General features: G+C 67.3%; 22 protein-coding genes, 2 tRNA genes and 1 pseudogene. 11 read left to right on the top strand and 14 right to left on the bottom strand.

Features of this window, described 5'->3' with window-relative positions; genetic code table 11:
• Window positions 1-73: 73 nt before the first annotated feature.
• Both JGR68_RS03610 and JGR68_RS03605 read right to left on the bottom strand, forming a co-directional pair.
• Entirely contained in the window at window positions 74-385 is a 312-nt protein-coding gene (locus tag JGR68_RS03610) for a hypothetical protein (protein WP_199360650.1), read from the bottom strand.
• Between the two features lie 95 nt (window positions 386-480).
• A complete protein-coding gene (locus JGR68_RS03605; protein ID WP_199360647.1) occupies window positions 481-2,169 on the bottom strand; it encodes a type IV secretory system conjugative DNA transfer family protein in 1,689 nt (562 codons plus the stop codon).
• Between the two features lie 84 nt (window positions 2,170-2,253).
• On the opposite strand from JGR68_RS03605, the gene JGR68_RS03600 reads away from it, so the two are divergent.
• On the top strand, window positions 2,254-2,775 hold the full coding sequence (locus tag JGR68_RS03600) for a hypothetical protein (RefSeq protein WP_199360645.1): 522 nt from the start codon (window positions 2,254-2,256) through the stop codon (window positions 2,773-2,775).
• Window positions 2,776-2,817: 42 nt separating this feature from the next.
• Here JGR68_RS03600 and JGR68_RS03595 read toward each other — a convergent pair whose 3' ends face one another.
• Entirely contained in the window at window positions 2,818-3,675 is an 858-nt protein-coding gene (locus JGR68_RS03595) for a PA4780 family RIO1-like protein kinase (RefSeq protein WP_199360644.1), read from the bottom strand.
• Window positions 3,676-3,766: 91 nt separating this feature from the next.
• Window positions 3,767-3,940: a DUF1328 family protein gene (locus JGR68_RS03590; protein WP_199360642.1), complete on the bottom strand. Its 174-nt coding sequence runs from the start codon at window positions 3,938-3,940 to the stop codon at window positions 3,767-3,769.
• Window positions 3,941-4,082: 142 nt separating this feature from the next.
• Here JGR68_RS03590 and JGR68_RS03585 point away from each other — a divergent pair, with 142 nt between their 5' ends.
• The 3 genes from JGR68_RS03585 to JGR68_RS03575 all read left to right on the top strand — a co-directional run bounded on the left by JGR68_RS03585 (window position 4,083) and on the right by JGR68_RS03575 (window position 7,362).
• Window positions 4,083-6,092 (top strand): alpha/beta fold hydrolase, encoded by a 2,010-nt coding sequence (locus JGR68_RS03585; RefSeq protein ID WP_234446579.1) that lies wholly within the window; start codon window positions 4,083-4,085, stop codon window positions 6,090-6,092.
• Window positions 6,089-6,733 carry a DNA-3-methyladenine glycosylase gene (locus JGR68_RS03580; protein WP_199360638.1) on the top strand — a complete coding sequence of 215 codons (645 nt, stop codon included), beginning with the start codon at window positions 6,089-6,091 and terminating at the stop codon, window positions 6,731-6,733. Before JGR68_RS03585 ends, JGR68_RS03580 begins: the two co-directional genes overlap by 4 nt.
• A gap of 164 nt (window positions 6,734-6,897) precedes the next feature.
• Entirely contained in the window at window positions 6,898-7,362 is a 465-nt protein-coding gene (locus tag JGR68_RS03575) for a hypothetical protein (protein WP_199360636.1), read from the top strand.
• A gap of 95 nt (window positions 7,363-7,457) precedes the next feature.
• On the opposite strand, the gene JGR68_RS03570 is transcribed toward JGR68_RS03575, so the two are convergent.
• Window positions 7,458-7,532 (bottom strand) — tRNA-Val (locus JGR68_RS03570).
• A 44-nt stretch (window positions 7,533-7,576) separates the two neighbouring features.
• Window positions 7,577-9,613 (bottom strand): excinuclease ABC subunit UvrB, encoded by a 2,037-nt coding sequence (gene uvrB / locus JGR68_RS03565; protein WP_199360634.1) that lies wholly within the window; start codon window positions 9,611-9,613, stop codon window positions 7,577-7,579.
• A gap of 174 nt (window positions 9,614-9,787) precedes the next feature.
• Here uvrB and JGR68_RS03560 point away from each other — a divergent pair, with 174 nt between their 5' ends.
• From JGR68_RS03560 to JGR68_RS03540, 5 genes and pseudogenes are all read left to right on the top strand, one after another.
• The gene (locus JGR68_RS03560; protein ID WP_199360903.1) at window positions 9,788-10,327 is read left to right on the top strand and encodes a GspH/FimT family pseudopilin; all 540 of its coding nucleotides are present in this window, start codon (window positions 9,788-9,790) and stop codon (window positions 10,325-10,327) included.
• A 59-nt stretch (window positions 10,328-10,386) separates the two neighbouring features.
• Window positions 10,387-10,463: transfer RNA gene (locus tag JGR68_RS03555), tRNA-Asn, on the top strand.
• 161 nt (window positions 10,464-10,624) lie between these two features.
• Window positions 10,625-11,974 (top strand): annotated as a pseudogene (locus tag JGR68_RS03550) (trehalose-6-phosphate synthase); the annotation flags it as partial.
• Between the two features lie 105 nt (window positions 11,975-12,079).
• Window positions 12,080-12,499, top strand: a complete 420-nt coding sequence (locus JGR68_RS03545; RefSeq protein WP_199360630.1) for a hypothetical protein — start codon at window positions 12,080-12,082, stop codon at window positions 12,497-12,499.
• A 263-nt stretch (window positions 12,500-12,762) separates the two neighbouring features.
• The gene (locus JGR68_RS03540; protein WP_199360628.1) at window positions 12,763-12,981 is read left to right on the top strand and encodes a hypothetical protein; all 219 of its coding nucleotides are present in this window, start codon (window positions 12,763-12,765) and stop codon (window positions 12,979-12,981) included.
• A gap of 196 nt (window positions 12,982-13,177) precedes the next feature.
• Here the strand turns inward: JGR68_RS03540 and JGR68_RS03535 are convergent, their stop codons facing one another.
• Window positions 13,178-13,768 carry a hypothetical protein gene (locus tag JGR68_RS03535; RefSeq protein WP_200672720.1) on the bottom strand — a complete coding sequence of 197 codons (591 nt, stop codon included), beginning with the start codon at window positions 13,766-13,768 and terminating at the stop codon, window positions 13,178-13,180.
• Window positions 13,769-13,911: 143 nt separating this feature from the next.
• On the opposite strand from JGR68_RS03535, the gene JGR68_RS03530 reads away from it, so the two are divergent.
• Window positions 13,912-15,603 carry an AarF/UbiB family protein gene (locus tag JGR68_RS03530; protein ID WP_199360623.1) on the top strand — a complete coding sequence of 564 codons (1,692 nt, stop codon included), beginning with the start codon at window positions 13,912-13,914 and terminating at the stop codon, window positions 15,601-15,603.
• A 49-nt stretch (window positions 15,604-15,652) separates the two neighbouring features.
• On the opposite strand, the gene JGR68_RS03525 is transcribed toward JGR68_RS03530, so the two are convergent.
• From JGR68_RS03525 to JGR68_RS03500, 6 genes are read right to left on the bottom strand one after another with little or no spacing between them, the layout of a single operon-like run.
• Window positions 15,653-16,084, bottom strand: coding sequence for a type IV pilin protein (locus JGR68_RS03525; protein WP_199360621.1), 432 nt, complete (start codon window positions 16,082-16,084; stop codon window positions 15,653-15,655).
• 3 nt (window positions 16,085-16,087) lie between these two features.
• Complete coding sequence (locus JGR68_RS03520; RefSeq protein WP_199360619.1) at window positions 16,088-19,582, bottom strand: PilC/PilY family type IV pilus protein; 3,495 nt, start codon at window positions 19,580-19,582, stop codon at window positions 16,088-16,090.
• Between the two features lie 22 nt (window positions 19,583-19,604).
• On the bottom strand, window positions 19,605-20,144 hold the full coding sequence (locus JGR68_RS03515; RefSeq protein ID WP_199360617.1) for a PilX N-terminal domain-containing pilus assembly protein: 540 nt from the start codon (window positions 20,142-20,144) through the stop codon (window positions 19,605-19,607).
• A 1-nt stretch (window position 20,145) separates the two neighbouring features.
• Window positions 20,146-21,150: a PilW family protein gene (locus tag JGR68_RS03510; RefSeq protein WP_199360615.1), complete on the bottom strand. Its 1,005-nt coding sequence runs from the start codon at window positions 21,148-21,150 to the stop codon at window positions 20,146-20,148.
• The gene (pilV, locus tag JGR68_RS03505; RefSeq protein ID WP_234446578.1) at window positions 21,147-21,647 is read right to left on the bottom strand and encodes a type IV pilus modification protein PilV; all 501 of its coding nucleotides are present in this window, start codon (window positions 21,645-21,647) and stop codon (window positions 21,147-21,149) included. The genes JGR68_RS03510 and pilV overlap by 4 nt, the downstream gene beginning before the upstream one ends.
• Window positions 21,638-22,177 carry a GspH/FimT family pseudopilin gene (locus JGR68_RS03500; protein WP_199360613.1) on the bottom strand — a complete coding sequence of 180 codons (540 nt, stop codon included), beginning with the start codon at window positions 22,175-22,177 and terminating at the stop codon, window positions 21,638-21,640. The genes pilV and JGR68_RS03500 overlap by 10 nt, the downstream gene beginning before the upstream one ends.
• A 138-nt stretch (window positions 22,178-22,315) precedes the next feature.
• Here JGR68_RS03500 and JGR68_RS03495 point away from each other — a divergent pair, with 138 nt between their 5' ends.
• Window positions 22,316-23,353, top strand: a complete 1,038-nt coding sequence (locus JGR68_RS03495) for a histidine kinase (protein WP_199360611.1) — start codon at window positions 22,316-22,318, stop codon at window positions 23,351-23,353.
• Here JGR68_RS03495 and ppnN read toward each other — a convergent pair whose 3' ends face one another.
• Window positions 23,354-24,742 (bottom strand): nucleotide 5'-monophosphate nucleosidase PpnN, encoded by a 1,389-nt coding sequence (gene ppnN, locus JGR68_RS03490; RefSeq protein ID WP_199360609.1) that lies wholly within the window; start codon window positions 24,740-24,742, stop codon window positions 23,354-23,356. It lies immediately after the preceding gene.
• Window positions 24,743-24,797 lie beyond the last annotated feature (55 nt).

The raw sequence follows: 24,797 nt of genomic DNA, 5'->3' as shown, positions 1-24,797 counted from the left end.
TCGTGGGGCCAACGCTGGGCCACCGAAGCGTGGACGCCCCGCGTGACCGGGTGCCCGTGGGTTGTCGCGGGACTCAGCGGATCGAGGGATCGAGCTTGCGCAAGGCGTCGTGCAGGTCGGTCGAGCCGCTGCGCTCGATGTCCTCGCGCGTGTACACACGCCCGCCCGCCGCCACGCAGTCCTTCTGGTCGCCGCGCGAACGGGCGTTGCGCGCCGCGGTGATGCGCGAACCGGTCTGCTCGATGCAGAAGCGGTCGTCGGCCTTGCGCGCGTCCTTGGCGCGGCTGCGCGCGGCTTCCTCGGGCTCGTCCTGCGCGTGTGCGGCGACGGGCGCCGCGGCGAACGCCAGCGCGGCCAGGGCCGCAGCGATGAAGACAGGCTTCATGGGGGGTCACCTCGTGATACGTGCGGAGCAGTCTCGCACGATACGCCGCGTGGTCCCGGCGCGCAGCGCGGGACGCGCCTGCGTTCACCGCGTCCTCAGGTTGTCGGCAGCGGCGGGATCGCGACCGGCGGCAGCAGGCGGGAGCGATAGCGGCGGTCGGCGTAGTAGCGGATCTTGGCGCAGCGCACCGGGTGCGCCAGCCCCTCGCAGAACACGATCTCGCGCTTCGGATCCATCGACTTGAGCTCCTGCGGCAGCATCAGCGCGCGCCGCTCTTCGCTCTCGCTGCGGCTGACCTCGCGCCGGCTGCGGCCGCGCGTCAGGTTGCGACGGCGCAGCGAGGTATAGCCCAGCATCTCGGAATAGTCGTTGGCGTCCTGCTGCTCCCGCGGCGCGAACACCACCTGCATGGCGTGGTTGGTGGCGATCGCGCGCGCCACGTCCTTGCCATAGACGGCGTCGAGCTGGGCCATGCTCTGGATCACCGGCAGCAGGCGCAGGTTGTAGCCGGCCATGTAGGCCATCGCGGTGGCGATGATGTCGATCCGTCCCAGCGCGGTGAACTCGTCCATCAGCAGCAGGCACGGGTGGCGCAGCGCCGGATCGTCACCGGGCAGCACGCGGGTGTTCAGGTTGATGAGCTGGCTGAAGAACAGGTTGAGCAGCGGTCGTGCCTCCGCCAGGCGGTGCGGCGGTACGCCCACGTAGACCGTCATCGGGCGTCGCCGCAGGTCGTCGAGCAGGAAGTCGTTGCCGCTGGTGGCCGCGTCCAGCAGCGGGTCGATCCACGGGTTCAGCGGCTCGCGGAAGCTGCCGAGGATGGACGCGAAGGTCTCCTCGGCCTGTGACAGCAGGTTGCCGAAGGCGCGGCGCGCGTGTTCGCCAAGGAATGGCCGCGACGCCAGGTCCTGCAGGTGCTGGCGCGCCGTGGCGCCCTCGGCCGACGAGAGCCGGAAGACGCGACCCAGGGTCGGGAACAGGTGGAATTCCACGGGCATGCCGTCGCGGCACTGGGCCTCGTAGTGGTCGTACAGGTACAGCGCGAAGGCCAGGAAGGCGTTGCGCGCCTGGCTGGTCCAGAACTTCTGCTCCGGTCCTGCATCCGGATACAGCAGGTTGGCGATGCCCTGCAGGTCGGAGACGCGCTGCAGCGGCTCGGTCGAGACATAGGACAGCGGATTCCAGCGCTGCGTGCGCCGGTCTTCCGCAAAGGGATTGAACAGATGCACCGCCTGGCCCTGCGCGCGGCGCCAGCCGCTGGTCAGGGCGAAGTTCTCCTGCTTGATGTCGAGCACCACCACCGAGCCGAGGTAGTCGAGCAGGTTGGGCACGACCACGCCCACCCCCTTGCCCGATCGCGTGGGCGCGGCGAGCAGCACCGACTGCTGGCCGTCGAAGCGCAGCAGGCGCCCGAACCAGCGCCCGACCACGATGGCCTGGCCGGAACGGGTGAACAGCCCGCGGCGCGCGAGTTCGACGGCATTGGCGAAGCGGGCACGGCCGTGCAGCGAGCGCCGGCGCGGCCGCAGCAGGAGGAATGCCGGAACGCCCGCTGCCAGCAGCGGAAGTCCGAGGCCGATCGCGCCGGCCAGGCGGATGCGGCCGGCATGTGGCGCCACGTCGGGATGCCCGAGCACGCGCAGGTAGTCGAGCCAGGTGGTCCAGCCGGCTTCCGCCCCGGCGATCCCGAGCAGGCGCAGCGTGAGCGCGCCCGAGAGCCACAGTCCCGCCACGCACGCCGCGCACAGGCACGCGAATGCCAGCGTCATCCTGATCCTGTCCATGTCACCTTCCCTGGTGTGCCGGTGCCCGGCCTGGCGGAGCTTAGCGTAAGCTCGGGCGCGAGTCCCCGGGGAGGAGGCATGCCGATGCGCTGGCCTGGTTTCCGCGACGACAGCGCGCTGATCCTGCCGCTCGATCCCGCGATGCTGCTGCCTCCGGGCGCGCCGATGCGGCTGCGGCTGGACGGCCATGTCCTCGAGCGCAAGCACGAACTGCACATGACCCTGCTCGGCCGCGAAGCCGGACGGGCGCTGCGCGACGGGATCGGCGATGCGCGCATCCGCGCCCTGTTCGACGCCTTCGACTGGCAGCCCCGCGGGACCGCGCGCTACGCGCTGATGCACAAGGCCAAGCCGCAGTGGGACGGCCCGCTGATGGCCTGGTCACTGATCGAGCACCTGCAGGCACCGGCCTTCGCGGGCTTCCGCCACGCGCTGGCCCAGGCCAGCGGACTGCCGCTCGACTGCGGCGTGCCGCACGCCACGCTCTATGTCGCCGGAGACCCCTACGGCATCGGCCTGGGCGATATCGAAACCTACCGCCGCTGCTTCGTCCGCGAGGTGGCTGCGTCCGAACTCGCCCCGGATGCGCGCGTGGCGGCCCGCTGAGAACCACGGCACCGCGCAGCGCCTGCCACGCCCCGGCGCCGCTCAGTCCTGCTCTTCGGCCGCCTCGCGCCCCTGCTGGCGGATCAGGGCCTCTTCGCGCGCGTCATTGATCGCGGCGCGCACGCCGTCGATGTCGGGCATCGACTCGTCATGCACGAAATGCCCGCTCAGCTCGCTGTCCGGGCGCAGCTCGCCCGCCTCGAACAGCGCCCACATCTCCTCGCCGTACCAGGTCTCGAGCAGGTCGGGCGCCCAGAAGCCCAGGCTGGCGGTGAGGTTGTTGACGTCGCGCAGCAGCATGGCGCGCGCGGCGTTGTTGCCCGATGCGCTGACCACCTGCGGGAAGTCGATCACCACCGGGCCGTCCGGCGCCACCAGCACGTTGTACTCCGAAAGGTCGCCGTGGATCAGGCCGGCGCAGAGCATCCGCACCACCTGCCGCACCAGCACGCGGTGGAAGCCGCGTGCCTGTTCGGGCGACAGTTCCACCTCGGCCAGGCGCGGCGCCGAGTGGCCATCGGCATCGACCACCAGCTCCATCACCAGCACGCCGTGGAAGTAGCCATGGGGCTCGGGCACGCGCACGCCCGCGTCGCGCAGCTGGTACAGCGCCTCGACCTCGGTGTTCTTCCACTCGGCTTCCTGCTGCTTCCTGCCGTACTTCGTGGCCTTGCCGATCGCGCGCGCCTCGCGGCTGCCCCGCACCTTGCGGCCTTCCTGGTACTGCACGCGCTGCTGGAAGCTGCGCTGCGCCATGTCCTTGTAGACCTTGGCGCAGCGGATCGCGCCGCCGGCGCGGACCACGTAGACCGCGGCCTCCTTGCCGCTCTTGAGCGGGCGCATGACTTCGTCGATCACGCCGTCGTCGATCAGCGGCTGGAGGCCGCTCGGGGTCTTCATGGAATGGGGCGCCTGGCCTGCGACAAGGGCCGGCAGTCAAGCACGCGGCCCGCCGCGGCGCCAGTCCTGCCTGCTGCCGATCCGGCTGCGCTCAGGTCACCTTCTTGTAGATCGTCACGCCAAGCACGAACAGCACCACCGCGATGATGATCGCGGCGAAGAACAGGAACTTTGCGATGCCCATCGCCGCACCCGCGGCGCCGGTGAAGCCCAGGGCCCCGGCGATGAGGCCGATGACGGCGAAAATGATGGCCCACTTGATCATTGCCTGACTCCTTGCCACGGATGCGATGCAGCCGACGGTATGCTGCCGGCGGTGGGGTTTTCGTGAATGCGGGAGTCCATGGGCCTCGCGCGTCGCACGACGTCCGCCCGTTTCCCCGCCCCCTGCAAACGGAACCCGCGCCTTGAACCGACGCCCATCGCCGCTGCGCCTGCTGCTCCTCGGCCTTGGGCTGCTGGTGCTCAACGGATGCGCGATCCTCCGTGAATTCGGCCCGCAGGTGGAGGCCGAGCCGATGGGTCCCGGCGAGTACATCGCCATGAAGCGCGGCGACATCCTCACGACAGATCGGCTGGGCACGGCCACGCAGGAAACCCTGCGCGTGGTCGGGCTCGACGAGAACGCCTGCGCCACGCTGCCGGCACCGGGATGCATGCAGGCGCTGGCGGCGGTCGCGGGCATCGCCGAGGAGCGCCGCCTGGCGGCACTGGCCGAACTCTGGATCCAGCAGGCGATCGCCCTGACACCGGCCGACTCCCCGCCGGCAGAAGATGTCCAGATCGACGCCTGGCTGGAAGCGGCGCGCCACGCCTACGCCTATCTGTTCTTCAGCGAACGCGCGCCCGGCGAACGGGCATTCGAGGATCGCCAGACCCAGGTCCGCGATTACTACAACTACGCCGTGCAGCGGGCCGCCAGCGGCATGTTCGAACGCTGGCAGCGCGCGCAGCGAATGACCGGAGGCGCGTCGGCCAGGGTCACCGGCGGGGACGACGCCAGCCTGCAGATCGCCGGCTGGACCGTCCACAGCGACCTGTCCGGGATCCGCATGCCCGAGGGCGTCGACCTGCCGCAGGAGCTGGTGCCCGCGTCGGCGCTGAACTTCGCCGGCCTGCGCAGCATCTACCGGCGCGACGGCTTCGGCGCCGAAGTGGTGGCGGTGATGGGAGACGACCCGGTGACCGGCGTCCCCGCCGGTACGGCACGGCAGGCCGACGGCGACCCCGACGTTGCGTCGCAGCCGCGACCGCCACGTCCGCGCGCCTACAGCGAGATGCCCTCCCCGGCGCTCACCCTGCTGATCCGCTTTCCGGGCGACGATCTCGCCACCATCCTGGCCACGCGGGAGCTGACCATCAGCGCGCACGATCCCTATCGCGAAGACGCGATCGGGCTGCACGGCCTGCGCGTGCCCCTGGCGGCGAACTACACCGCCGGCTACGGCCTGTGGCTGGCGCGCTCGGGCTTCGCGCGGCAGTCCCTGCAGACGCTGCTGGGGCGGGAGAACGGCATCACCCGGCCGCACCTGTACATGATGCAGCCCTACGACCCGGATCGCCGGATCCTGCTGATGATCCATGGACTGGCGAGCAGCCCGGAAGCCTGGGTGAACGTCGCCAACGAGGTTATGGGTGACGAGACCCTGCGCCGGGAGTTCCAGATCTGGCAGGTCTATTACCCGACCAACATGCCGCTGGTGCTGAACCAGGCCGCGATCCGGCGCATCGTCACCGAGACCCTGCACCGCTTCGATCCGCAGGGAACGGCTCAGGCCTCCCGCAACGCGGTGCTGATCGGGCACAGCATGGGGGGCGTGCTGTCGCGGCTGCTGGTGTCATCGGCGGACGACCAGCTCTGGAACTGGATGCAGGCGAACTACGGACTCGATGACGGTCGCCTGGAGCGCGCCGGCCCGCGGCTGGAACGCATGCTGCGCTTCGAGCCGCTGCCCGGCGTCGACCGGGTGGTCTTCATCGCCGCCCCGCACCGCGGCACGGCGGCGGCCGGCTCGCGCCTGGGGCGGCTCATCGGCAAGGTGGTGCGGCTGCCGCTGACCGTGCTGGAGGAGGTCGCCGAGCTCGTCACCGGCGGGGACGAACCGGTGCCCGGCGACTTCGCGATCCCCAACAGCATCGCCAACCTGAGCCAGGACGATCCCTTCGTGCGCGCCGCGGCCGACCTTCCGATGTCGCCGCGCGTGCGCTACCACAGCATCATCGCGCGCGCCGATCCCGACCTGCCGCTGGAGCAGTCCGACGACGGCCTGGTGCCGTATCGCAGCGCCCACCTGCCAGGTGCGCTCTCGGAGAAGGTGATCACGTCCGGCCACAGCGTGCAGGAGACCGCCGCCGCGATCCTCGAGATCCGGCGGATCCTGCACCGCGACATCGGCGAGCGCGGTGGCAGGCCATGAGCGCATCCGCCACCGGGGCGTGGCCGCCGCTGCCACGCGCGTTCTACCTGCGCCACCCGGTGGACGTGGCGCCGGACCTGCTCAACAAGCTGCTGGTGCGCGCCGACGGGCGGGTCGGGCGCATCGTCGAGGTCGAGGCCTACGCCGGCAGGGACGATCCCGCGGCCCACTCCTATCGCGGACGCACCGCGCGCAACGCGACCATGTTTGGCCCCGGCGGGCACCTATATGTCTACTTCACCTATGGCATGCACTGGTGCGGCAACGCCGTGTGCGGCTCGCCCGGGGAAGGCTGGGGCGTGCTGCTGCGGGCGATGGAGCCGGTACATGGGCTGGACGCCATGCGCGAGGCACGAGGAATGCCGCCGAAGAAAGACCGCGACCTCGCCTCCGGGCCGGGCCGCCTCGGACAGGCGATGGGACTGGACCGCGACCTTGACGGCGCGGATCTCGTGCTGCCCGATCGCGGGATCTGGATCGGGTCCGACGGCACCCCGCCTCCGGAGGAACCCGCCGTCGGGCCCCGCGTGGGGATCCGCCATGCCATCGAACTGCCTTGGCGCTGGCATGTCCCGGGGCACGGACACGTGTCGCGGACCCGCGCCGGCGTGCCGCCTCCACGCAAGTCGGGGAGAGCATGACGTGCCTGGGACCCTTGAATCGAATCTGCGCTGGCGGACATCAGGGCACGGCGCTCGCCTACGACGCCACGCCGGCCAGCGTTGCCCTTCCCCGGTCAGCCGATATCCTGCCCCCCAGGGTGCAGGCCAGCCATTGCCGGTGCCACCCACGGAAGGAGTCATGAATGCATCTTGGTGACCCCACCGCTCCGATCCCCGAATCGGCGATGAGGATCCTCCGGCCCATCGGCCTGGCGATCGCCGCGCTTTTCATTGGCGTCAATGCCGCGTGGCTCCTGCTGATCCCGGTGGAAATGTTGGGTGGGCCGCCCGCCCGCGCGTGGGCGCAACCCGCGATGTACGGCCTGAGTGCCATCACCTTCGTGCTGCTGCTCCGCCGCAGCCGGCGCAAGCGCATGCAGGTGGCGCAACGGGTGGCCGAGGGCGTCGCGCCGCCGTCGCGAACCGGAAGCATCATGGTGGCAGGCGTGCTGGCCCTGATCTTCGGTGGTGCCGCGCTATGGATCGCGCTCGCCTCCGATGCAAAGGACCCGCGCGACGTCGAGGTGGGTCTTTTCATGCTCCTGGCGGGCGTCACCACGATCGCCGCCGTCGTGCGGCGCAGGCGCCAGCGCCGGGGTGCAGGCTGAGGTCGGTCCGGAAAACGAAAACCCCTGACAGGGCCAGGGGTTCCACGGTCACCTTCGGTGCGCCAGTGCTGGCGCAGGGTCCACGCCAATTGGCGTGGTGGGCGGTACAGGGTTCGAACCTGTGACCCCTACCATGTCAAGGTAGTGCTCTACCGCTGAGCTAACCGCCCCGAAGGGACGCGAATTCTAGCCGGTGGTTCGCCGGGCGGCAAGCCTAGCGGACCGCCAGCATCGCCTCCTTCAGCGTCTGGATGCGGTCGCGCACCGCCGCGGCCTCCTCGAACTCGAGATCCCGGGCGTGCTGGTACATCTGCTGCTCCAGCTCGCGGAGCGTGGCCGCGGCCCGGGCGGGGTCCATGCGCGCGTAGTCCTCGCCGCGCTCGGCCACCTTCCGCGCGCCCTTCCCGCGGCCGGCCTTGGCTTCCGCGGCGTCGCTGCGGGCGCCCTCCATGATGTCCATGATCGGCCGCGCCACCGAGCGCGGGGTGATGCCGTGCTCGAGGTTGTACTCGACCTGCTTGGCGCGGCGCCGGTCGGTCTCCTCGATGGCGCGCTTCATCGAATCGGTCATGCGGTCGGCGTAGAGGATCGCCTTGCCACGCAGGTTGCGCGCGGCGCGGCCGATGGTCTGGATCAGCGAGCCGCTCGAGCGCAGGAAGCCCTCCTTGTCGGCGTCGAGGATCGCGACCAGCGAGACCTCGGGCATGTCCAGGCCCTCGCGCAGCAGGTTGATGCCCACCAGCACGTCGAACTTGCCCAGGCGCAGGTCGCGGATGATCTCCACCCGCTCCACGGTGTCGATGTCGGAGTGCAGGTAGCGCACGCGCACGTCGTGCTCGCCGAGGTATTCGGTGAGGTTCTCGGCCATGCGCTTGGTGAGGGTGGTGATCAGCACACGGTCGCCCATGGCGACGCGCAGGTTGATCTCGCCCAGCACGTCGTCGACCTGGGTCGCCACCGGACGGATCTCCACCTCCGGATCGATCAGGCCGGTCGGTCGCACCACCAGTTCGACCACCTCGTCGCCGGAATGCTCCAGCTCGTACTTGCTGGGCGTGGCCGAGACGAAGATCTTGCGCGGCGCGCGCTCCTCCCATTCCTCGAAGCGCAGCGGCCGGTTGTCGAGCGCCGAGGGCAGGCGGAAGCCGAACTCGACCAGCGTCTCCTTGCGCGCGCGGTCGCCGCGGTACATGCCGCCGATCTGCGGCACGGTCACGTGCGATTCGTCCACCACCAGCAGCGCATCGGGTGGCAGGTAGTCGAACAGCGTCGGCGGCGGCGCATCGGGGGGGCGGCGCGTCATGTGCCGGGAATAGTTCTCGATGCCGTTGCAGAAGCCGACCTCGGCCATCATCTCGATGTCGAACTGGGTGCGCTGCTGCAGCCGCTGCGCCTCCACCAGCTTGTTGTTGGCGTAGAGGAACTCGAGCCGGTCCTTCAGCTCGACCTTGATGGTCTCGATGGCGTTGAGCACGCTTTCCCGCGTGCTGGCGTAGTGCGTCTTGGGATAGACGGTGAAACGCGGGACCTTGCGCTGCACCTCGCCGGTCAGCGGGTCGAACAGCGCCAAATTCTCGACCTCGCCGTCGAACAGCTCGATGCGCAGCGCCTCGGCCTCCGACTCCGCCGGGTGCACGTCGATGACCTCGCCGCGCACGCGGTAGGTGCCGCGGCGCAGCTCGGTGTCGTTGCGCGTGTACTGCAGCTCGGTGAGGTGGCGGATCAGCTGCCGCTGCTCGATCGGCTCGCCACGGGCGAGGATCAGGCGCAGCTTGAGGTAGTCCTCGGGATCGCCCAGGCCGTAGATCGCCGACACCGTCGCCACGATCAGCGCATCGGGCCGCGACAGCAGCGCCTTGGTCGCCGACAGCCGCATCTGCTCGATGTGCTCGTTCATCGAACTGTCCTTCTCGATGAAGGTGTCCGACGAGGGCACGTAGGCCTCGGGCTGGTAGTAGTCGTAGTAGCTGACGAAGTACTCGACCGCGTTGTGCGGGAAGAAGGACTTGAACTCGCCGTACAGCTGCGCCGCGAGGGTCTTGTTCGGCGCCATGACAATGGTCGGCTTCTGCACCGCCTGCACCACGTTGGCGATGGTGTAGGTCTTGCCCGAACCGGTGACGCCGAGCAGGGTCTGGTGCGCCAGCCCGGCCTCGAAGCCATCGACCAGGCGCGCGATGGCCTGCGGCTGGTCGCCGGCGGGCTGGTAGGGGGAGACGAGCTGGAAGCGCGAGTGGCCCGGAGTGTTCATCGGGGCATTGTAGGCAGGCCGATGACAACGTCCGGCGAATGCGGACCGGCCCGCGCGGACATCCCGGTGGCGCGCCGGGGTCGAAATCCCACCGCCGCATGCCGACTGTGCCGATGGCGTGGCCTGCAGCGCCTGCGCACCATCGACTCCCCGCAACCCGCGAAAGAGGCTGGCATGGAAGCCGCCGTTACCCGCGCGCCGCACCGCGGCTTCACACTGATCGAGGCCATGGTCGTCGTGGCGGTCATGGCCATCGGACTGGGGCTCGGGGTCCCCGCCCTGGCGGCGGTGGTCGAACACCAGCGCCTGGCCACCAGCCTGCACCTGGTCTCGGCGGACATGGCGATGGCCCGGAGCAGCGCGATCATGCGCCGCGAAGCCGTCGTGGTCTGCCCGGGGCGGCCGGACACCGGCTGCAGCGGCGACCGCGACTGGAGCCGCGGCTGGCTGGTTTTCAGCGACGCCGACGGCAACCGCCAGCCGGACGCCGCCGCCGACCTGCTCCGCGCCAGCGACGCGCCCGCTGCCGGCAGCGGGACGCTCCGTCTCAGCGGGACCCGATCGCTGCTTCGCTACCAGCCGAGCGGATTGGCGGCGCACAGCAACCTGACGGTGAACGCCTGCATCGGCGACCAGCTGCGCGGAAAGGTGGTGGTGAACCGCCTGGGGCGGGTGCGCACCGAACGGCCCGGGCGCGGCACGCCCTGCCCCTGACGCCCGGGACGCACATCCGTCTTGACCCCAGCGGCGCAGGCACTAGAATGTGCGTCCCCGCCCGAATAGCTCAGCCGGTTAGAGCACTTGACTGTTAATCAGGGGGTCGTTGGTTCGAGTCCAACTTCGGGCGCCAAAGAATTCAAGGGCTTGCGGAGCGATCCGCAGGCCCTTTTTCTTGGCCGGATCCGCCCGCGCCCAGCCGCCCGGCGCAGCAGCCAGGCAGCCGGGGCCCATCACGCGGCCTAACCGGCGCGGCGCTAGCGTCCATGGTCCCACCATTCCAGGGACCCACGGATGTCGCGCCTGGTCATCGTTTCCAACCGCGTTGCCATCCCCCAGCAGGCGCGCTCGGGGGGCCTGGTGGTTGCCCTGGACGCGGCGCTGCGGGAGCCCGGCGGCGTCTGGTTCGGATGGAGCGGCAAGGCGACCCGCGACGGCACGCGCGAACTGCATCGCACCCAGGCCGGGGACGTCGAATACGTCACGAGCGACCTCACCGAGGCCGACATCGCCGGGTATTACGACGGCTTCTCCAACCGGACGCTCTGGCCGGCACTGCATTACCGCCTGGACCTGGTCGAATACAGCCGCGAGACGCACGTCGCCTATCGCCAGGTCAACGCGCGCTTCGCCGAGCAACTCGCCACGCTGCTGAAGCCCGGCGACCGTGTCTGGATCCAGGACTACCACCTGCTGCCGTTGGCCAGCGAGCTGCGCGCGCGCGGCGTCGACAATCCGCTGGCGCTGTTCCTGCACGTGCCCTTCCCGCCGCCCGACCTCGCGCGCGCCCTGCCCCACCACGCCAGCGTGTTCGGGGCGATGTCGGCCTACGACCTGGTCGGCTTCCAGACCAATCGCGACCGCGAGAATTTCGACGCCTACCTGCGCGACGCGTCCGAGAAGGGCGAACTGTCGCTGGGCGGCCACCGCCCACCGCCGCTGACCCGGGCCTTCCCGATCAGCATCGACGCCGGCGAGTTCGCCGACGCGGCGCGCAAGGCACGAAACTCCGCAACGGTGCGCGGGCTGCGTGAAAGCCTGGGCCAGGGTGCTTTGGCCATCGGCGTCGACCGGCTCGACTACTCCAAGGGACTGGTGGAAAAGTTCAACGCCTTCGGCGAATTCCTGCGCCGGCACCCGGACAAGGCGAGACAGCTGACCCTGCTGCAGGTGGCGCCGGTCTCCCGTGGCGGCGTGCGCAGCTACCGCGAGCTGCGCCACGAGCTTGAACGCATCTCGGGCCACCTCAATGGCCAGTACTCCGACCCGCAATGGATGCCGATCCGCTATGTGAACCGGAATCTCGGTCGGCAGACCCTCGCCGGCTTCCACGCGGCTGCCCGCATGGCCCTGGTGACCCCGCTGCGCGACGGGATGAACCTGGTGGCGAAGGAATTCGTCGCGGCGCAGGACCCGGATGATCCGGGCGTGCTGCTGCTGTCGCGGTTTGCCGGGGCCGCCGAACAGCTGTCCGGCGCGGTGCTGGTCAACCCCTATGACATCGGCGGCGTGGCCGACTCCATCGGCATGGCCATGCGGATGGAGTCGGGCGAGCGTCGGGAGCGCCACTCACAGTCCCTGCGATCGCTGCAGGAGCAGGATGTGCACTGGTGGACCTCCAGCTTCCTGCAGGCGCTGGATGATCGCGTCGCCGCGCAGGAGGCCGAGGCGATCGCGGACGATGCAACCGATACCCGTGGGCAGGCCTCGGCCTGAGCACGCTTCGACACTTCGACTCAGGAGAACGACATGAACCAGGGCGACAAGCACAGCGGCGACGACGCCCCTGCAGGCGGCGTGGAGCGCGACAAGGTCGACGGTGCGAAGCGCCTGGAGTCCGATGCAGCTGCCGGCGCAAAGGGCGCGGCCGATCGCGCGGGTGGCGTGCGTCGGCAGGACGGTCCGGAGCCCTACGACGATGTCGAGCCTTCGGCCGGCAGACGCGATCCCGTCGACGACATGCCAGGCGTGCCGGGACAAAGCGGTTACGAGGAAAACGGGCCGGGTCGTGGCGATTACCCGGGGCGCGGTCGCGGCGAGAGCACGCAGCCGCGGCGCGTCGAGGACGGGGAGCTGGATGCGCGAAGCCGGTGGCGCGATGCCGACCGTGACGAGCGCAGCGATCGCTGGAAGGACGATCCTGACCAAGGGGGCGACGCTTCGCCTTGAGGGCACACGGCGCAGCACCGAGCTCATGCTGGCCGCCATCCAAGCCAGAGGCCGCCGCCGTTGGGAGTCGTCACGGACGCAGTGGAACCGGCCACCTGCAACGGATTAGCGGCACCGGGCTCGCCCATCTCCCCCTGTAGGAGCGGCTACAGCCGCGATCACCTTCTTGCCGCAGCAGACACCCACTTCACGCCCTCAAGCGGCCCTTCCGCGCATGCTTGCACTCCTCATCCGGAGCGCTGTCCGTGCAAACCAGGGAGCTGATGAATCGCCTGCATGAGCTGGACGCGGCACTCGCGTCCTGCCAGCGTCGCGCGATCGACGTGGGTGAGCTCCGGCAGGTGTGGGAGCAGCACTGCGCGGGCTTCCAGGACCTCGCGCCGACCGAGCACGAGTGGGTGGACGTGCTGCTGCAGAAGGTTGCGACGCGGCACGGAATCGCGGGCCTGGTCGACCAGACTCAGTCGGATGCGGGGCGCTGAAGAACAGCGTCCGCACCCGGATCGCTTTGAGCGACTCCTCCCGCCCACAGTGCCGTTGAGGCCCAAGACCTCTGCCGCGACGGCGATCGTCACGGCTACTCGTTCTGGATCGTGGTAGCTGAATTTGCGTCGCGACCGCATATCGCTCGAGCCCACACGAGCCTCTGTTCTCGCCTGCAGTTGCGACGGGGGAAAGCTAGTCGCCCGGCGCCGCCGGGTCCGCGAGCGGCTGCCCGTCGAGACCGACAAGGGACCACTTGCCCCACTGGTCCTGTACCCCGGCGCCAGCGGTGCGCCCGGCGCCCGCATCCGCGGCATACCGATAGAGCGGCTGGCCGCCGTAGGTGACATGCGTCCGTCCGTTGCGTTCCAGCGTGCCGATCCTGCTTGCTTCAACGCCTGTTCCCGCCCCGGCCTGGGCCTCATGGGCCAGCACCGGCGGCCAGGCTTCCTGGCAGGCCGCGTCGCACTTGCTGCCGTCGGCATTGCCCGCCAGTACGTACACCGCGCTTCCTGCGCCATCCACCAGGTGGGACGCCGGCGTGCCCGACATCGCGAGCGTGGTCTGTCCGCCATCGCGTGGCTCAACGCGCGAACCCACCGTCATGCCGGACGGGTCGGATGGCTGCCGCGAAGTCCCTGTCTGTTCCGCTCCGCCCGGGGACTGCGCAGCAACCTGCCCCGCCTCGGCCTGGTCGCGCGCCTCGCCGGCATCGGTGCGTCTGTCGCTGTGATCGCAGCCCGCCAGCATGGTCGCGATGCCACAGCCAAGCGCCAGCAGGGTCATGGAGAGCTTCATGGCCGTCGTCCCGTGCGGAGAAAGTCCGACCCTAAGGCCGACCCGGTGGGAGATACGTGACGGACTCGAACTCCTGGCCCTCAGCCCGCCTTGACACCCGCAGGGCTACCTTGCGCTGAACAGGAGGGCCCATGGCCGGAAACAGCAGCATGGCGCGCAGCGCCCAGATCCTGCGGTTCGTACTCAAGCACCGCGCATCAGGGGTATTCGCCGACCCCGGCAGCGACACCGTCGTGGTCGCAGAGGTCGTGGAATCCCCACAGGAGGCCGACGATCTCGGACCCGTGGCGTTCGTCCGCGACCTGGAGGCCCTGGGGCCTACCTTCATCAAGCTCGGCCAGTCACTGTCCACGCGGACCGACATGGTTCCCCCCGCCTATCTGGCAGCCCTCGAGCGGATGCAGGACGACGTGCTGCCCGTCCCCGCCGCCGAGATCCGCGAGATCGTCGAAGCCGAACTCGGCGTGCGGCTCGGCAAGCTGTTCAAGGAGTTCGAAGACGTCCCGCTGGGTTCGGCCTCCCTGGCCCAGGTGCATCGCGCCGTGCTGAACGACGGGCGCGAGGTCGCGGTCAAGGTCCAGCGTCCGGGCGTCGACAACGAAGCGATGATCGACCTCGACACCCTTGCCGGCCTGGCGCGCCGCGCGGACAGCGCCACCGGCATCGGGCGCCGCGTGCGGTTCTCGGAATGGGTGCAGGAGTTCCGGAAGTCGCTGATGGCGGAACTCGACTATCGCCTGGAGGCCGACAACCTCGAACGATTCGGCGAGCGCCTGGCGGACTACCCCGAACTCCAGGTCCCCGCGCCGCTGCGCGACCTGTGCACCCGGCGCGTGCTCACCATGGAGCTCGTGCGCGGGACCAAGGTCACTTCGCTCGGCGGCCTGCGGCGTACCGAGAACGACTACGAGCTGCTGGCATCGGCGCTGATGCGCGGCTACCTCGACCAGGTCTTCGTCCACGGCGAGATCCACGCCGATCCCCACCCGGGCAACATGCTGGTGACCGAAGAAGGGCGACTGGCGATCTTCGACCTGGGAATGGTGGCGCACGTCCCGCCGCGCCAACGCGAGCACCTCCTCAAGCTCCTGCTCGCCTCCGTCGACGGGCGCGGCGAAGAGGTGGCCGGCGAGACCATCGCCATGTCCATCCAGCTCGAGGATTTCGACGAGGTCCGCTACGTGCGCGAGGTCAGCCACCTCGTGGCGCGCTATGCCGCGCATGGCGGCTCGCAGGCCCTGTCCGAAGGCCGCCTGATGCTGGAACTCGCCCGCCTCGGACTGACCTGCGGACTGCGCTCCCCGCCCGAGATGCAGATGCTCGGCAAGACCCTGCTGAACCTCGAAGGCGTCAGTCGCGCGCTGGAGCCCGAGCTCGACGTCAAGCGCGTGGTCGACGGCCACCTGCAGTCGCTGATGCGCCAGCGGATGCGCCAGGCGTTCTCGCCAAGCCGCCTCGCCGGCGACGCCATGGAGCTGCAGGCCCTGCTGCAGGAGGCGCCGCGCAGACTCTCGACGATCCTGTCCCTGGTGTCGGAGAACAAACTGCGGGTCAACATCGGCGGCCTGCAGGAATCGCGGCTGACCGAGAACCTGCAGAAGATCGCCAACCGGGTCGCCGCCGGCGTCATCGTCGCCGCCCTGATCATGGCGAGCGCGATGCTGATGCGCGGCGATGTCGCGGGGCCGAAGCTGTTCGGCTATCCCGCGGTCGCGATGGTGATGTTCCTGCTGGCTTCGGCGCTGGGGTTCGGGATCGTGCTGAGCGTGCTGGTCAGTGATCGGCGGCCGAAGGTGCGGGAGGAGAGGAGTCCGAGGGCGTGAACCAGGCCGCCCCGTACACCCCGGGGCGGCCATGGGGACTTTTAGAGGACTACCAGCATCTCTCCACTGGCTTGGTTCCCGTCACTCCACGTACACCCTGCGCATTGAGGGTCAGTGTCCGGCAGCCCACGTCCTTTGCGGCCTGGATACCCTGTGGCACCGCCTGCAGGATGTAGGTCTTCGCCCCCAGCGAACCGGCCCGCATGCCCACCTGGTAGAACGGCGTGATCTCGGCGCCACACTGGGCGATGACAGGCGGGGTCGCAACCCGGTTGTAAGTGAGATAGGTCGAGTAGTAGCGCTCCATGAACTGCGCGCGCTCCTGCAAGCACGTCGCGGCGGCGGCCCGCCTGCTGTTGACCATGAAGGAGTCATAGCTGGCGTAGGCAATCGAACTGAGGATCGCAACGATGGCGACCGTGATCATCACCTCCAACAGCGTGAAGCCGAGCTCTGACGACCGGGAATACCTCTGATCCATGTCTTATCTCCCCAGGACTTCGCGCCAGGAAACGCGGCCCGTATTCCGAAGGTCGTCGATGTCGATGCAGCCAGCTTCGCCGGTAGAACCTGATGCGCAGGCCTCACCATTTCCACCTCCACCGCCCCCACCGCCACCACCAAAGAGTGTGGGCTGCGTCACCATGCCGAGTCCGGGGTCGACGGAGCCAATGGGAACCAGGATCGTATTACCGTCCTCATCAACCGCCTCCACCATCTCGTCGGTGAAATCGCCGTCGCCATCGGTATCGAAAAATGGCGAACTCGTGCTTGTCCCAGTGAACGCATCCAAGGCATTGATATACCCGCGCCCGTCCGACTCGCACGCGTCGGATAGCGGAATGATGCTGCTGACCACCAGCGCACTGCCGCTCATCTGGGGTGCCGTCACGATCCGCTCCCCGATGGGTGTCCCGGGTGCCGGGGGTTCCAGCAAGTCGACGTACCAGCCCCGTGAACCGGGCGGGAGGGCGTCATTGGCCTGGAAGCCGCGGATGCGCCTCCCATCCGCCGTCGTTGCCACGATGACACGGCGACGCGTGAGTTGGCTGGCCTTGTTTGTAATCGGTGTACCAAAGTCTGCAATTCCGTACAGCCCCTGCACATCCTGGTTGGAGGGATCGCTGACTGTCATGAATCGGCCAGTGCCGAAAAACACCCATGGACGATAACTGGTGGGATGGATGCCAACCGCAACACCTCCCATGATCGGCTGTCGCTCCCCGCTCGGGCCGCGCGCCGTGAACAGCGGGTCGCCCGAGAATGCCACGCCCCACCCGGCGGGCAGGCTTGCCGACAGATCGAACTTCCATACGTTGCCCAACATGTCACCGGCATAAACCACGTCAAGCGTCCCGTTCGCGTCTTGGTCGAGACCGACCGGCGCCATGAGGCCGTTCGAATCAGGATTGTTCGCAGCGGGAGAGCCGACCAGGGTATCGATCTCGCGCAACAACACCCCCGTCCGCAGGTTGTAGACAAGGAGAACTGCGCGTCCCGTCGTGCTGTTGATGCCGTTAGGCACGATCAAGCCCGTCTCGCCGTTGTTCAACCGCCCGATGATCGGCTTCCCCAGCACCAGACCCATGTTGTTGCCTGGTGTCTCGTACTTTTCCCACTTGAAGCTCGACGCGTTGAAACTTGCCGGAGTGGTTACGTCGAGCGCGAATATCCCCTTTCCGCCCCTGCCAAGGCTACCCACGAGAATATTCTCGCCAGGAGTCTGTGTGCGACTTGAGACCACCACTGGGCCATCGACGAAGTAACGGTGGCCGTAATCCGGCCTGCTCAGGCTGCCGAAATTACCCCAGTGGATTCCATCAGGAATGAACGCGAACGCTTCCTTGCCGTCTTCAGAATCTATGGCATGCAGCATGCCGTCATTCGCGCCGACATACAGCGTCTTGGTATCCGCGACATATGCCGGCGACGAGTTCACAATGTCACCCAGAAGATGATTCCGGTTCCTGAGATTACCGCCGTTGCGGAGTTCGAGTTCGCGCGCACCAGTCAGGTACGCCGCGTTGTTCTCTCCAGTAACAGGATAGTCTCCTGCAGCGGTCCTCCTCAATGCGCTCAACTGTCCTGCGGTGGCGCTCGCCGGGAACGCTCCCGCCTTCGTGAACACGCGACGATTTACAGTCGGAATCTGCTCGGACGCCTTCCATTCGGGCGTCGTTTCAAATGCCGTCCCTGCAGCGTTGCGAGCGAAGGACAGAATGTCGCCCGTCCACACGCCGGATACATAGTTGGCCTGGAAGAGCTGGGTCTGGGCATTCAGCGTGGAAGAGTTCGCTGCGACATTGGAGAAAGAGCCGGTGCGTTCCACAATGGCGGCCAGCGCTCCCTTCAGACCTTCCTGGAACTCCTCCGGGTTGGAAGCAGACAGGAACGTACCTCGTGAATTGACAGCAGCATGCAGAAGATCGTCAATGCGGTCGGCGTCCTCGCCGTCCGTAGGATCAGGCCACGACGCATAGTTGCTAGGAACATCACCTACGCTTCGCATGCCAGTGCTTCCCTGCAGGCCGATCGAGATGCCGAAGGTAACCATGTGTTGCCAGAACGCGGGATTGGCAGCCGTTGTCGGTACGATGTTCCGGAGATCCGAGCGCAGATCGCGGTTCCAGTAACGCATCGCGACGTCCGCGAGGGTTCCACTAGCTCCGCCATGGCCATCCTTGTAGGGCGCGGACGGGGAATACTGGTAGCTCTGGCCGGATGGAGACGTGATCTGGGAACCAGCGGTGTTGTCGACGTTGCCGACGTTGCTGTAATTGCTGTAATCGTTCCAGTAGCCGTCTGTGGTCAGAATCGCAAAATTCTGTCGGCAGGAAAGTTGTTCCTCAGTAGATTCGGGCCCGTACGCGCCGCTCGCGCTATCGCCGCTGAAATAGTCGCCGGCTGCTTGGAGGGCCCCGTGCAGCGGCGTACCGTTGTATCCGATCGAGCTCTGCAGCCTGCTGTACCACCTCGACCTGTTGTTGTACAGGACACCACCAATGGTCACGTCTGAAAAGAGTCCATTGTTGTAATTCACCGGTATCGGGTTGCTTTGCGTAGGCCAGTTGCCATTCGTCTGGCTACCGTTGCGCCTCCAGATCGTGCGAAAGCCGACGCGGACGTCGTCACTGAGATCACTGAACGCTTCACTCGCACCCGCCTTTGCAGCTTTCATCCGGGTGCGATGATACGAAAACCAGATCGCGTAGTTGTTTCGCTCGGCCTCCTCGCTACGACCGGTAACCCCCGGAGCAGCGGTCGCGAAAGTACAGTTGCGCCAGGCATTGCCAGTGCCACTACCACTGCTGCAATCGCGATTGTCGAGACCCCTGTTGAAGTCGGGGGCGCTGCCTGTTCGTGGACCATACTCGCTGCGAACGACCCTCCCGTCGGTATGGATCTGGTATCGCCAGTAGTTCCTCCCGTCAGACAGGTAGGCTTGTGACGTCATTGCCGGGTTTTTAGGCACGTAGTAGGTCTGGGTGCCACCACATACCTGCGTGCCGCCCGACATCTCGCCGGAGGTGGCGTTGTCGTTCTGGTTGAATGACCGGCAGCTGGAAGAACTGGAGAGATTGATCGTATTTCCGCCGGCATTGTTGAAGTCCCCGTAGACCCCATCGTAGCCAGTGCCGCCGGTCATGAGGGCACCGCCGGCGGTGACCCAGGGCCGATACGTCACAGCGGGGTTGTAATAAATGGTGTTGGTCGCGTACGAGCGCGCTCGGATTCCGGAGACAGACGACACCGAACTCACGACAGGGTTGTACATTTCTGTGAACGACATCGACCCTGAATCGTCGAGAATGAAAAGAACATTGGGCGCGACGCGCGCGCCCGTCGTCAACGGCTCATTGGGCATGGAGATGCTTGCAGCTCCGGGGGCTGAAAGCATAGTCGCGAGGAAACCGACGGCCATCGCCAGCGAACGTGACTGGCGCGCGTCTGCAGACTTCCTGTTAAAACGAATATCCATGGTGCTGCTCCGCTATACGCAGTTACTGGGCAATGAAATTCGACTGGAGGATGACCGAGGCGCGGTCCGCTGCCTGGCTGCGCGCCGTGATGCGATAACGCGGCCGCATGCAGAGCGGTGACATGTTCGCTTCGTCGACAAGGTCGCATCCGGGCCATGTCGGCGCATCCCCCATGTACTCCACGAAGAATTGCGGGGTCGCGGCCAAGGCGCTCACGTCAGTGCCCGCGCTGACCCAGCCAGCAAATGCGCTGTCCAGCCAGCGATCCGGCTGGCTGGCATCGGGTGTGGGACACAGCCCCCCTACGCAGGGCTCGCCCGGATCGGGGACGTTCGCGCGGGTCGCTGGCAGCGCGGCCAGCGCCTCGCCTTCGCGCAGGGCGGTCTCGGCCGCCTGGAAGGCCAGGCTCCGGTCGAACATGTTCGCGCTCATCCGCTCCTCGAGCATGGTGCTGCGCAGGATGGTCAGCCCCAGCACGGTCATGACCAGGAGGAGGATCAGCACCACGAGCAACGATGCGCCGCGGCTGTAGCGGGACGGGGAGGCAAGGTTCTTGGACATTTCAGGAGTTCCGATTGCGGAGCGTCGTGACCTGGACCAGTTGACGGTCAAGCCGACCTCCATCCACGCCCACGTTCTCGGGACTTTCCAACGTCAACTCCACACGGGTCGCGATCACGTCGCCCCAGGCGCCGGCTACGGTGGCGGCGTCCACGTACACGGTGCCACCACGCAGCAGATAGGTGATCTCCATGTCGGCCACGCCCTCGACGACTTCCTCGTTGGCAATTGCGCCTCCCGTCGTTCTCGACTGGTAGAGCGATCGTCTCCCGCGCGCGTTATTGGCGATGTACCACCTCGTGGCATGCATGCGCACCAGCACGGAGTTCGGAGCTGCATACGTGAAGACCGGGCGGCCCGAGCACGCGGCACCTTCGGCGACGAGACCGAGGTTGCCCGAGCAATTGCCAGGCGATCCTCCCGCCGCATGCATGACCTGGGTTCCGCCCGCGCTGCTGGCCTGGAACAGCGACGCCTGTCGGGAATTGCAGGCAAGCATGAGGTCGCCCGCGCTGAAGCCCAGGCTGCCCACGTCAGTGTTGAGGGTGAACTGGGTGGCACCGGGGTTGTGGGCGCTGATGGTCACCACCTGGTCTTCTCCCGAAAGCAGCTGGATGGCATCGGTACCGGCAAGGCGCTGCGCCGTGGCAGTCCCGAATCCAGCGTCCGGAAAGGCCTCCGCGTTCCCATAGCCCCGGACGGCCGTTCCCCACTGCTGAAGGTCGGTCCACCAGCGATCCGCCGGCGAGTTGATGACGTTGGCAATCGGAAGGTTGTTCACGCAGGGATTTCCACCGGCTTCGCGGATGTCCCTGGCCATCAGCTCGAACGCGGTACGCGCGCTCTCTTGCACTTGGCTGATGTTCTCGGTCGCTCGAAAGGCCTGCCGGTTTGAAAGGAAGATTCCGATCGCGGCACCCATCACAAGCAGACCAATGAGCAGGGAGACCATCAGCTCGATCAGGCTGAAGCCACGCATTCTGCGGAGAGGCGTGTTCGGATTCATAGCAATGCCATCGTGGTGATGCTGCGGTTTCCCGCGGCCTGTCCGGTGATGCCGCCGTCGGTGGCGCGGATGTCATTCCAGCGAACCGTGACCTGGCAAGGGCTGTTCGCGGGACATGTCACCTGTCCGCAGGCGTCGGTGCCGAGGGTGTCGTGGATCGACTGCATCCACGCATTCACGTCGTTCTGGGCCAACGTGCCGACCGCGGCAGGAACCGCGCAAGTCAAGGCGCCCATGTTGTACGCGCCTGCCAGTGCCTGGTCCCGGTTGGCACGCATTGCGTCCAGGATGGCGTAGGTCTGGATGACCGCCTGGCTGCGTTCCAGGGCACTCTGGTTGTTGCGAAGCGCCGCGGTCTGCATGGCGGCGATGCCCAGGAGGCCTATGGCCATGATGAGTACTGCCACGAGCACTTCGATCAGGCTGGCCCCGCGTTCAACCCTCGCGGTCGAGACAGTGCGCCGCCGATGCCGACTGATGTTCCGGATCATGGACATGCCCCCGCTCCGCTGCGGCTTTCAGTGGAAATGCGGCTGCCGCTGCGGATGCTGACAACACGCTGGTTGTCAACGGGCTTCTCCGTGGGCAGGCAGGCGACGGCATCGGCCGTGAGAAGGCCGCCGGCGGCAGCGCGCGCCAGGCCATCGCCGCGAAACGTCACCGCATCGAAATCGGAGGTCATCTGCACCGGCCCGTCCAGCACCCTGCTTCTCAGCACCTCGCCAGTCGCGTCGACGACCGTGATCCATCCCCCCCACGTTCCTGCAGCCGTCGAGCACGTCGCACCGTCGGTGGACTTGCAGACGCTCACGGGCGCATTGAATTTCACGGCTTCGCTCCGCGCATGCTGCAGTGCGGCTACGAGTTCATTGGACTGTGCGGTCAACCTGTTGTTGTTGACCACTACCGTCATGCTGGGTATTGCGATGGCCATGATCACGGCCAGGACGGCCACAGTGACCATGACCTCGGTCAGGGTGAAGCCCCCCTCGGCGCAAACCGGCCTCCCCGTAAGAGCTTTCCCCATCGGTACGTCCCCATCTAACCCGACGGAAGGCTATTACAGGGAGGTGGTCGCGCGCCATCCAGCCCCGACAGGCGTACCGAAGGGGAGCTTGAACGGCTTAGAATCGGCATTGGCCCGCCTCCTGCCGGACGTCTGCTGATGCGCTTGGCAATCCATTCCCCACTGGAGACGCTGGCCCAGCCCCGGACGGTGGTGGCCACCCTCATTGCGGGCGAGGGCCTCGCGTTGGTTCTCGCCCTCGCCTCCAATGCCGGGGAGGACCGGTGGCTTTACTTCGGACTTGCCTCGTTACTGATCCAATGGGTCGCCCTCCTGACTCTGGCGCTGATGTACGCCCTGAGGAGCGCCCTGGGACGGCTGCACGCTGTCTACCTCGCCTGGACCGCGCTGGGACTTCTGGTTGCAAACGCATGGCTTGTCGGCACGCTCACCTGGGTGACGCTCAGGGATGCATGGCCGATGGAGGAAACCTGGGCGGGCTTCTTTGTGCGGTTGACGGGAATCGCGCTGATCCTGGGCCTGATGGCGCTTGCGACATTCCGGATCACGTGGAGTTCGCGGCAACTTGCGCTGCGGACCAAGCAGGCAGAGCTCGAATCCCTGCAGGCGCGCACTCATCCGCATTTCCTTTTCAACACACTCAACACCGCTGCTGCGCTGGTCCACGCGCGCCCGGATGCCGCGGAAACGTTGCTGCTGGATCTCAGCGACCTGTTCCGGGCAGCACTCACGGGTCCAAGCTATATACCGCTCGAGCAAGAGGTGGACCTCACCAAGCGCTACTTGTCGATCGAACACCTGCGCCTCGGAAAGCGGCTTGACGTCCGGTGGGAACTCCCGGTTCCGCTGCCCGCCGTGAGCCTCCCCTCGTTATCACTCCAGCCGCTGGTTGAGAACGCCGTACGACACGGCATAGAACGCAGGGAAGGTGGCGGCAGCATCGACATCCTCGTGACTTCGGATGCACAACACCTGATCCTATCGGTGCGCAACGATCTTCCAGCCGGGGTGACACCGGACGACGGAAGGGGGCACGGCGTAGGACTGGCGTCCGTCAGCCAGCGAATCGACGACATGACGGGCGGCGAAGGCGGGGTAGACACGCATACCTCTGCCGGCCGACACGTCGCCACGATTCGTATCCCCTGGGCTTCCGCCTTACGACGTGCCCTTTGATCAGGTCACCACCTCATAACAAGGCCGATACTCCCCCGAGATCTTCATTCGCCTCTGCTCCACGAACGCCCGCAACAGCGCATCCAGCGACTCCATCATGTCCTGATCCCCATGGATCTGGAACGGACCGAATGCCTCGATCCTCCGCATCCCGTCCTCCTTCACGTTGCCGGCCACGATCCCCGAGAACGCGCGGCGCAGGTCCGCCGCCAGTTCATGCGGCTTCCTTCCATGATGCAGGTCCAGCCCGGCCATCGCCTCGTGCGTCGGCACGAACGGCTGCTGGAACGGCAGCGGGATGTCCAGGCCCCAGTTGAAGTAGAACGAGTCCTTGTTGTGGATCCGTGCCTCGCGGACGCGCTTGACGCCCGTGGCCATGGCGCGGGCGACCGCCTGCGGGTCGCCGACGATGATCTGGTAGCGCGCGGCGGCGGCGTCGCCCAGGGTCAGGCGGATGAAGCGGTCGATCTGTTCGAAGTACGGCGCGGACGACACCGGTCCGGTCAGGATCAGCGGGAACGGCAGCGCGGCGTTTTCTTCGCGCAGCAGCAGGCCCAGCAGGTAGAGGATCTCCTCCGCGGTACCGACGCCGCCCGGGAACACGATGATGCCGTGGCCCACGCGGACGAAGGCCTCGAGGCGCTTCTCGATGTCCGGCATGATCACCAGCTGGTTGACGATCGGGTTCGGCGACTCGGCCGCGATGATCCCCGGCTCGGTGATGCCGATGTAGCGCGGGCGGCGCTGGCGCTGCTTGGCATGGGCGATGTTGGCGCCCTTCATCGGGCCCTTCATCGCGCCCGGGCCGCAGCCGGTGCAGATGTCCAGGCCGCGCAGGCCCAGTTCGTATCCGACCAGCTTGGTGTACTCGTACTCGACGCGGCTGATGGAGTGGCCGCCCCAGCAGACGACCAGGTTCGGTTCGCTCGGCTGCAGCAGGCGGGCGTTGCGCAGCTGGCCGAACACGGCATTGGTGATGCCGGCCGACGACTCCAGGTCGCTCGCGTGCTCGGGCCCGAGCTCGATCGCCATGTAGGCCAGGTCGCGCACGGTGGCGAACAGCAGTTCGGCGACGCCGCGGATGATCTCGCCGTCGACGAAGGCCATCGCCGGGGCGGCCTTGAGCTCGATCCGCAGGCCGCGGTCCTGCTGCAGGACCTGGATGTCGAAATCGGGGTACATCTCCTGGGCGGCGCGTGGGTCGTCGTTGGCGCTGCCGCTGGTCAGCACCGCGAGCGCGCAGCGGCGCAGCAGGTCGTGCAGGCCACCGGAGGATGCGTCCTTGAGGCGCGCCACTTCGTCTCGCGAGAGGATGTCCAGGCCGCCGCGCGGGTAGATGCGGGCGTCGACGGTGGGAAGGGTGGCCTCGGGCCGGGAGGAAAGGGTCATCTGCGCTCTCTTCTTCTTGTTCTATGTCGTGTTTTCGGCCAGCGACTCTAGCGCA

This window comes from Luteimonas sp. MC1750 (assembly GCF_016615955.1).
GTDB lineage: Bacteria > Pseudomonadota > Gammaproteobacteria > Xanthomonadales > Xanthomonadaceae > Luteimonas.
This window is presented reverse-complemented; position numbering and strand designations above follow the sequence as displayed.

Coding starts and splice junctions, on each gene's coding strand:
- JGR68_RS03610 (WP_199360650.1), bottom strand. CDS start 385: ATGAAGCCTGTCTTCATCGCTGCGGCCCTGGCCGCGCTGGCGTTCGCC.
- JGR68_RS03605 (WP_199360647.1), bottom strand. CDS start 2,169: ATGGACAGGATCAGGATGACGCTGGCATTCGCGTGCCTGTGCGCGGCG.
- JGR68_RS03600 (WP_199360645.1), top strand. CDS start 2,254: ATGCGCTGGCCTGGTTTCCGCGACGACAGCGCGCTGATCCTGCCGCTC.
- JGR68_RS03595 (WP_199360644.1), bottom strand. CDS start 3,675: ATGAAGACCCCGAGCGGCCTCCAGCCGCTGATCGACGACGGCGTGATC.
- JGR68_RS03590 (WP_199360642.1), bottom strand. CDS start 3,940: ATGATCAAGTGGGCCATCATTTTCGCCGTCATCGGCCTCATCGCCGGG.
- JGR68_RS03580 (WP_199360638.1), top strand. CDS start 6,089: ATGAGCGCATCCGCCACCGGGGCGTGGCCGCCGCTGCCACGCGCGTTC.
- JGR68_RS03575 (WP_199360636.1), top strand. CDS start 6,898: ATGCATCTTGGTGACCCCACCGCTCCGATCCCCGAATCGGCGATGAGG.
- uvrB (WP_199360634.1), bottom strand. CDS start 9,613: ATGAACACTCCGGGCCACTCGCGCTTCCAGCTCGTCTCCCCCTACCAG.
- JGR68_RS03560 (WP_199360903.1), top strand. CDS start 9,788: ATGGAAGCCGCCGTTACCCGCGCGCCGCACCGCGGCTTCACACTGATC.
- JGR68_RS03545 (WP_199360630.1), top strand. CDS start 12,080: ATGAACCAGGGCGACAAGCACAGCGGCGACGACGCCCCTGCAGGCGGC.
- JGR68_RS03540 (WP_199360628.1), top strand. CDS start 12,763: ATGAATCGCCTGCATGAGCTGGACGCGGCACTCGCGTCCTGCCAGCGT.
- JGR68_RS03535 (WP_200672720.1), bottom strand. CDS start 13,768: ATGACCCTGCTGGCGCTTGGCTGTGGCATCGCGACCATGCTGGCGGGC.
- JGR68_RS03530 (WP_199360623.1), top strand. CDS start 13,912: ATGGCCGGAAACAGCAGCATGGCGCGCAGCGCCCAGATCCTGCGGTTC.
- JGR68_RS03525 (WP_199360621.1), bottom strand. CDS start 16,084: ATGGATCAGAGGTATTCCCGGTCGTCAGAGCTCGGCTTCACGCTGTTG.
- JGR68_RS03520 (WP_199360619.1), bottom strand. CDS start 19,582: ATGGATATTCGTTTTAACAGGAAGTCTGCAGACGCGCGCCAGTCACGT.
- JGR68_RS03515 (WP_199360617.1), bottom strand. CDS start 20,144: ATGTCCAAGAACCTTGCCTCCCCGTCCCGCTACAGCCGCGGCGCATCG.
- JGR68_RS03510 (WP_199360615.1), bottom strand. CDS start 21,150: ATGAATCCGAACACGCCTCTCCGCAGAATGCGTGGCTTCAGCCTGATC.
- pilV (WP_234446578.1), bottom strand. CDS start 21,647: ATGTCCATGATCCGGAACATCAGTCGGCATCGGCGGCGCACTGTCTCG.
- JGR68_RS03500 (WP_199360613.1), bottom strand. CDS start 22,177: ATGGGGAAAGCTCTTACGGGGAGGCCGGTTTGCGCCGAGGGGGGCTTC.
- JGR68_RS03495 (WP_199360611.1), top strand. CDS start 22,316: ATGCGCTTGGCAATCCATTCCCCACTGGAGACGCTGGCCCAGCCCCGG.
- ppnN (WP_199360609.1), bottom strand. CDS start 24,742: ATGACCCTTTCCTCCCGGCCCGAGGCCACCCTTCCCACCGTCGACGCC.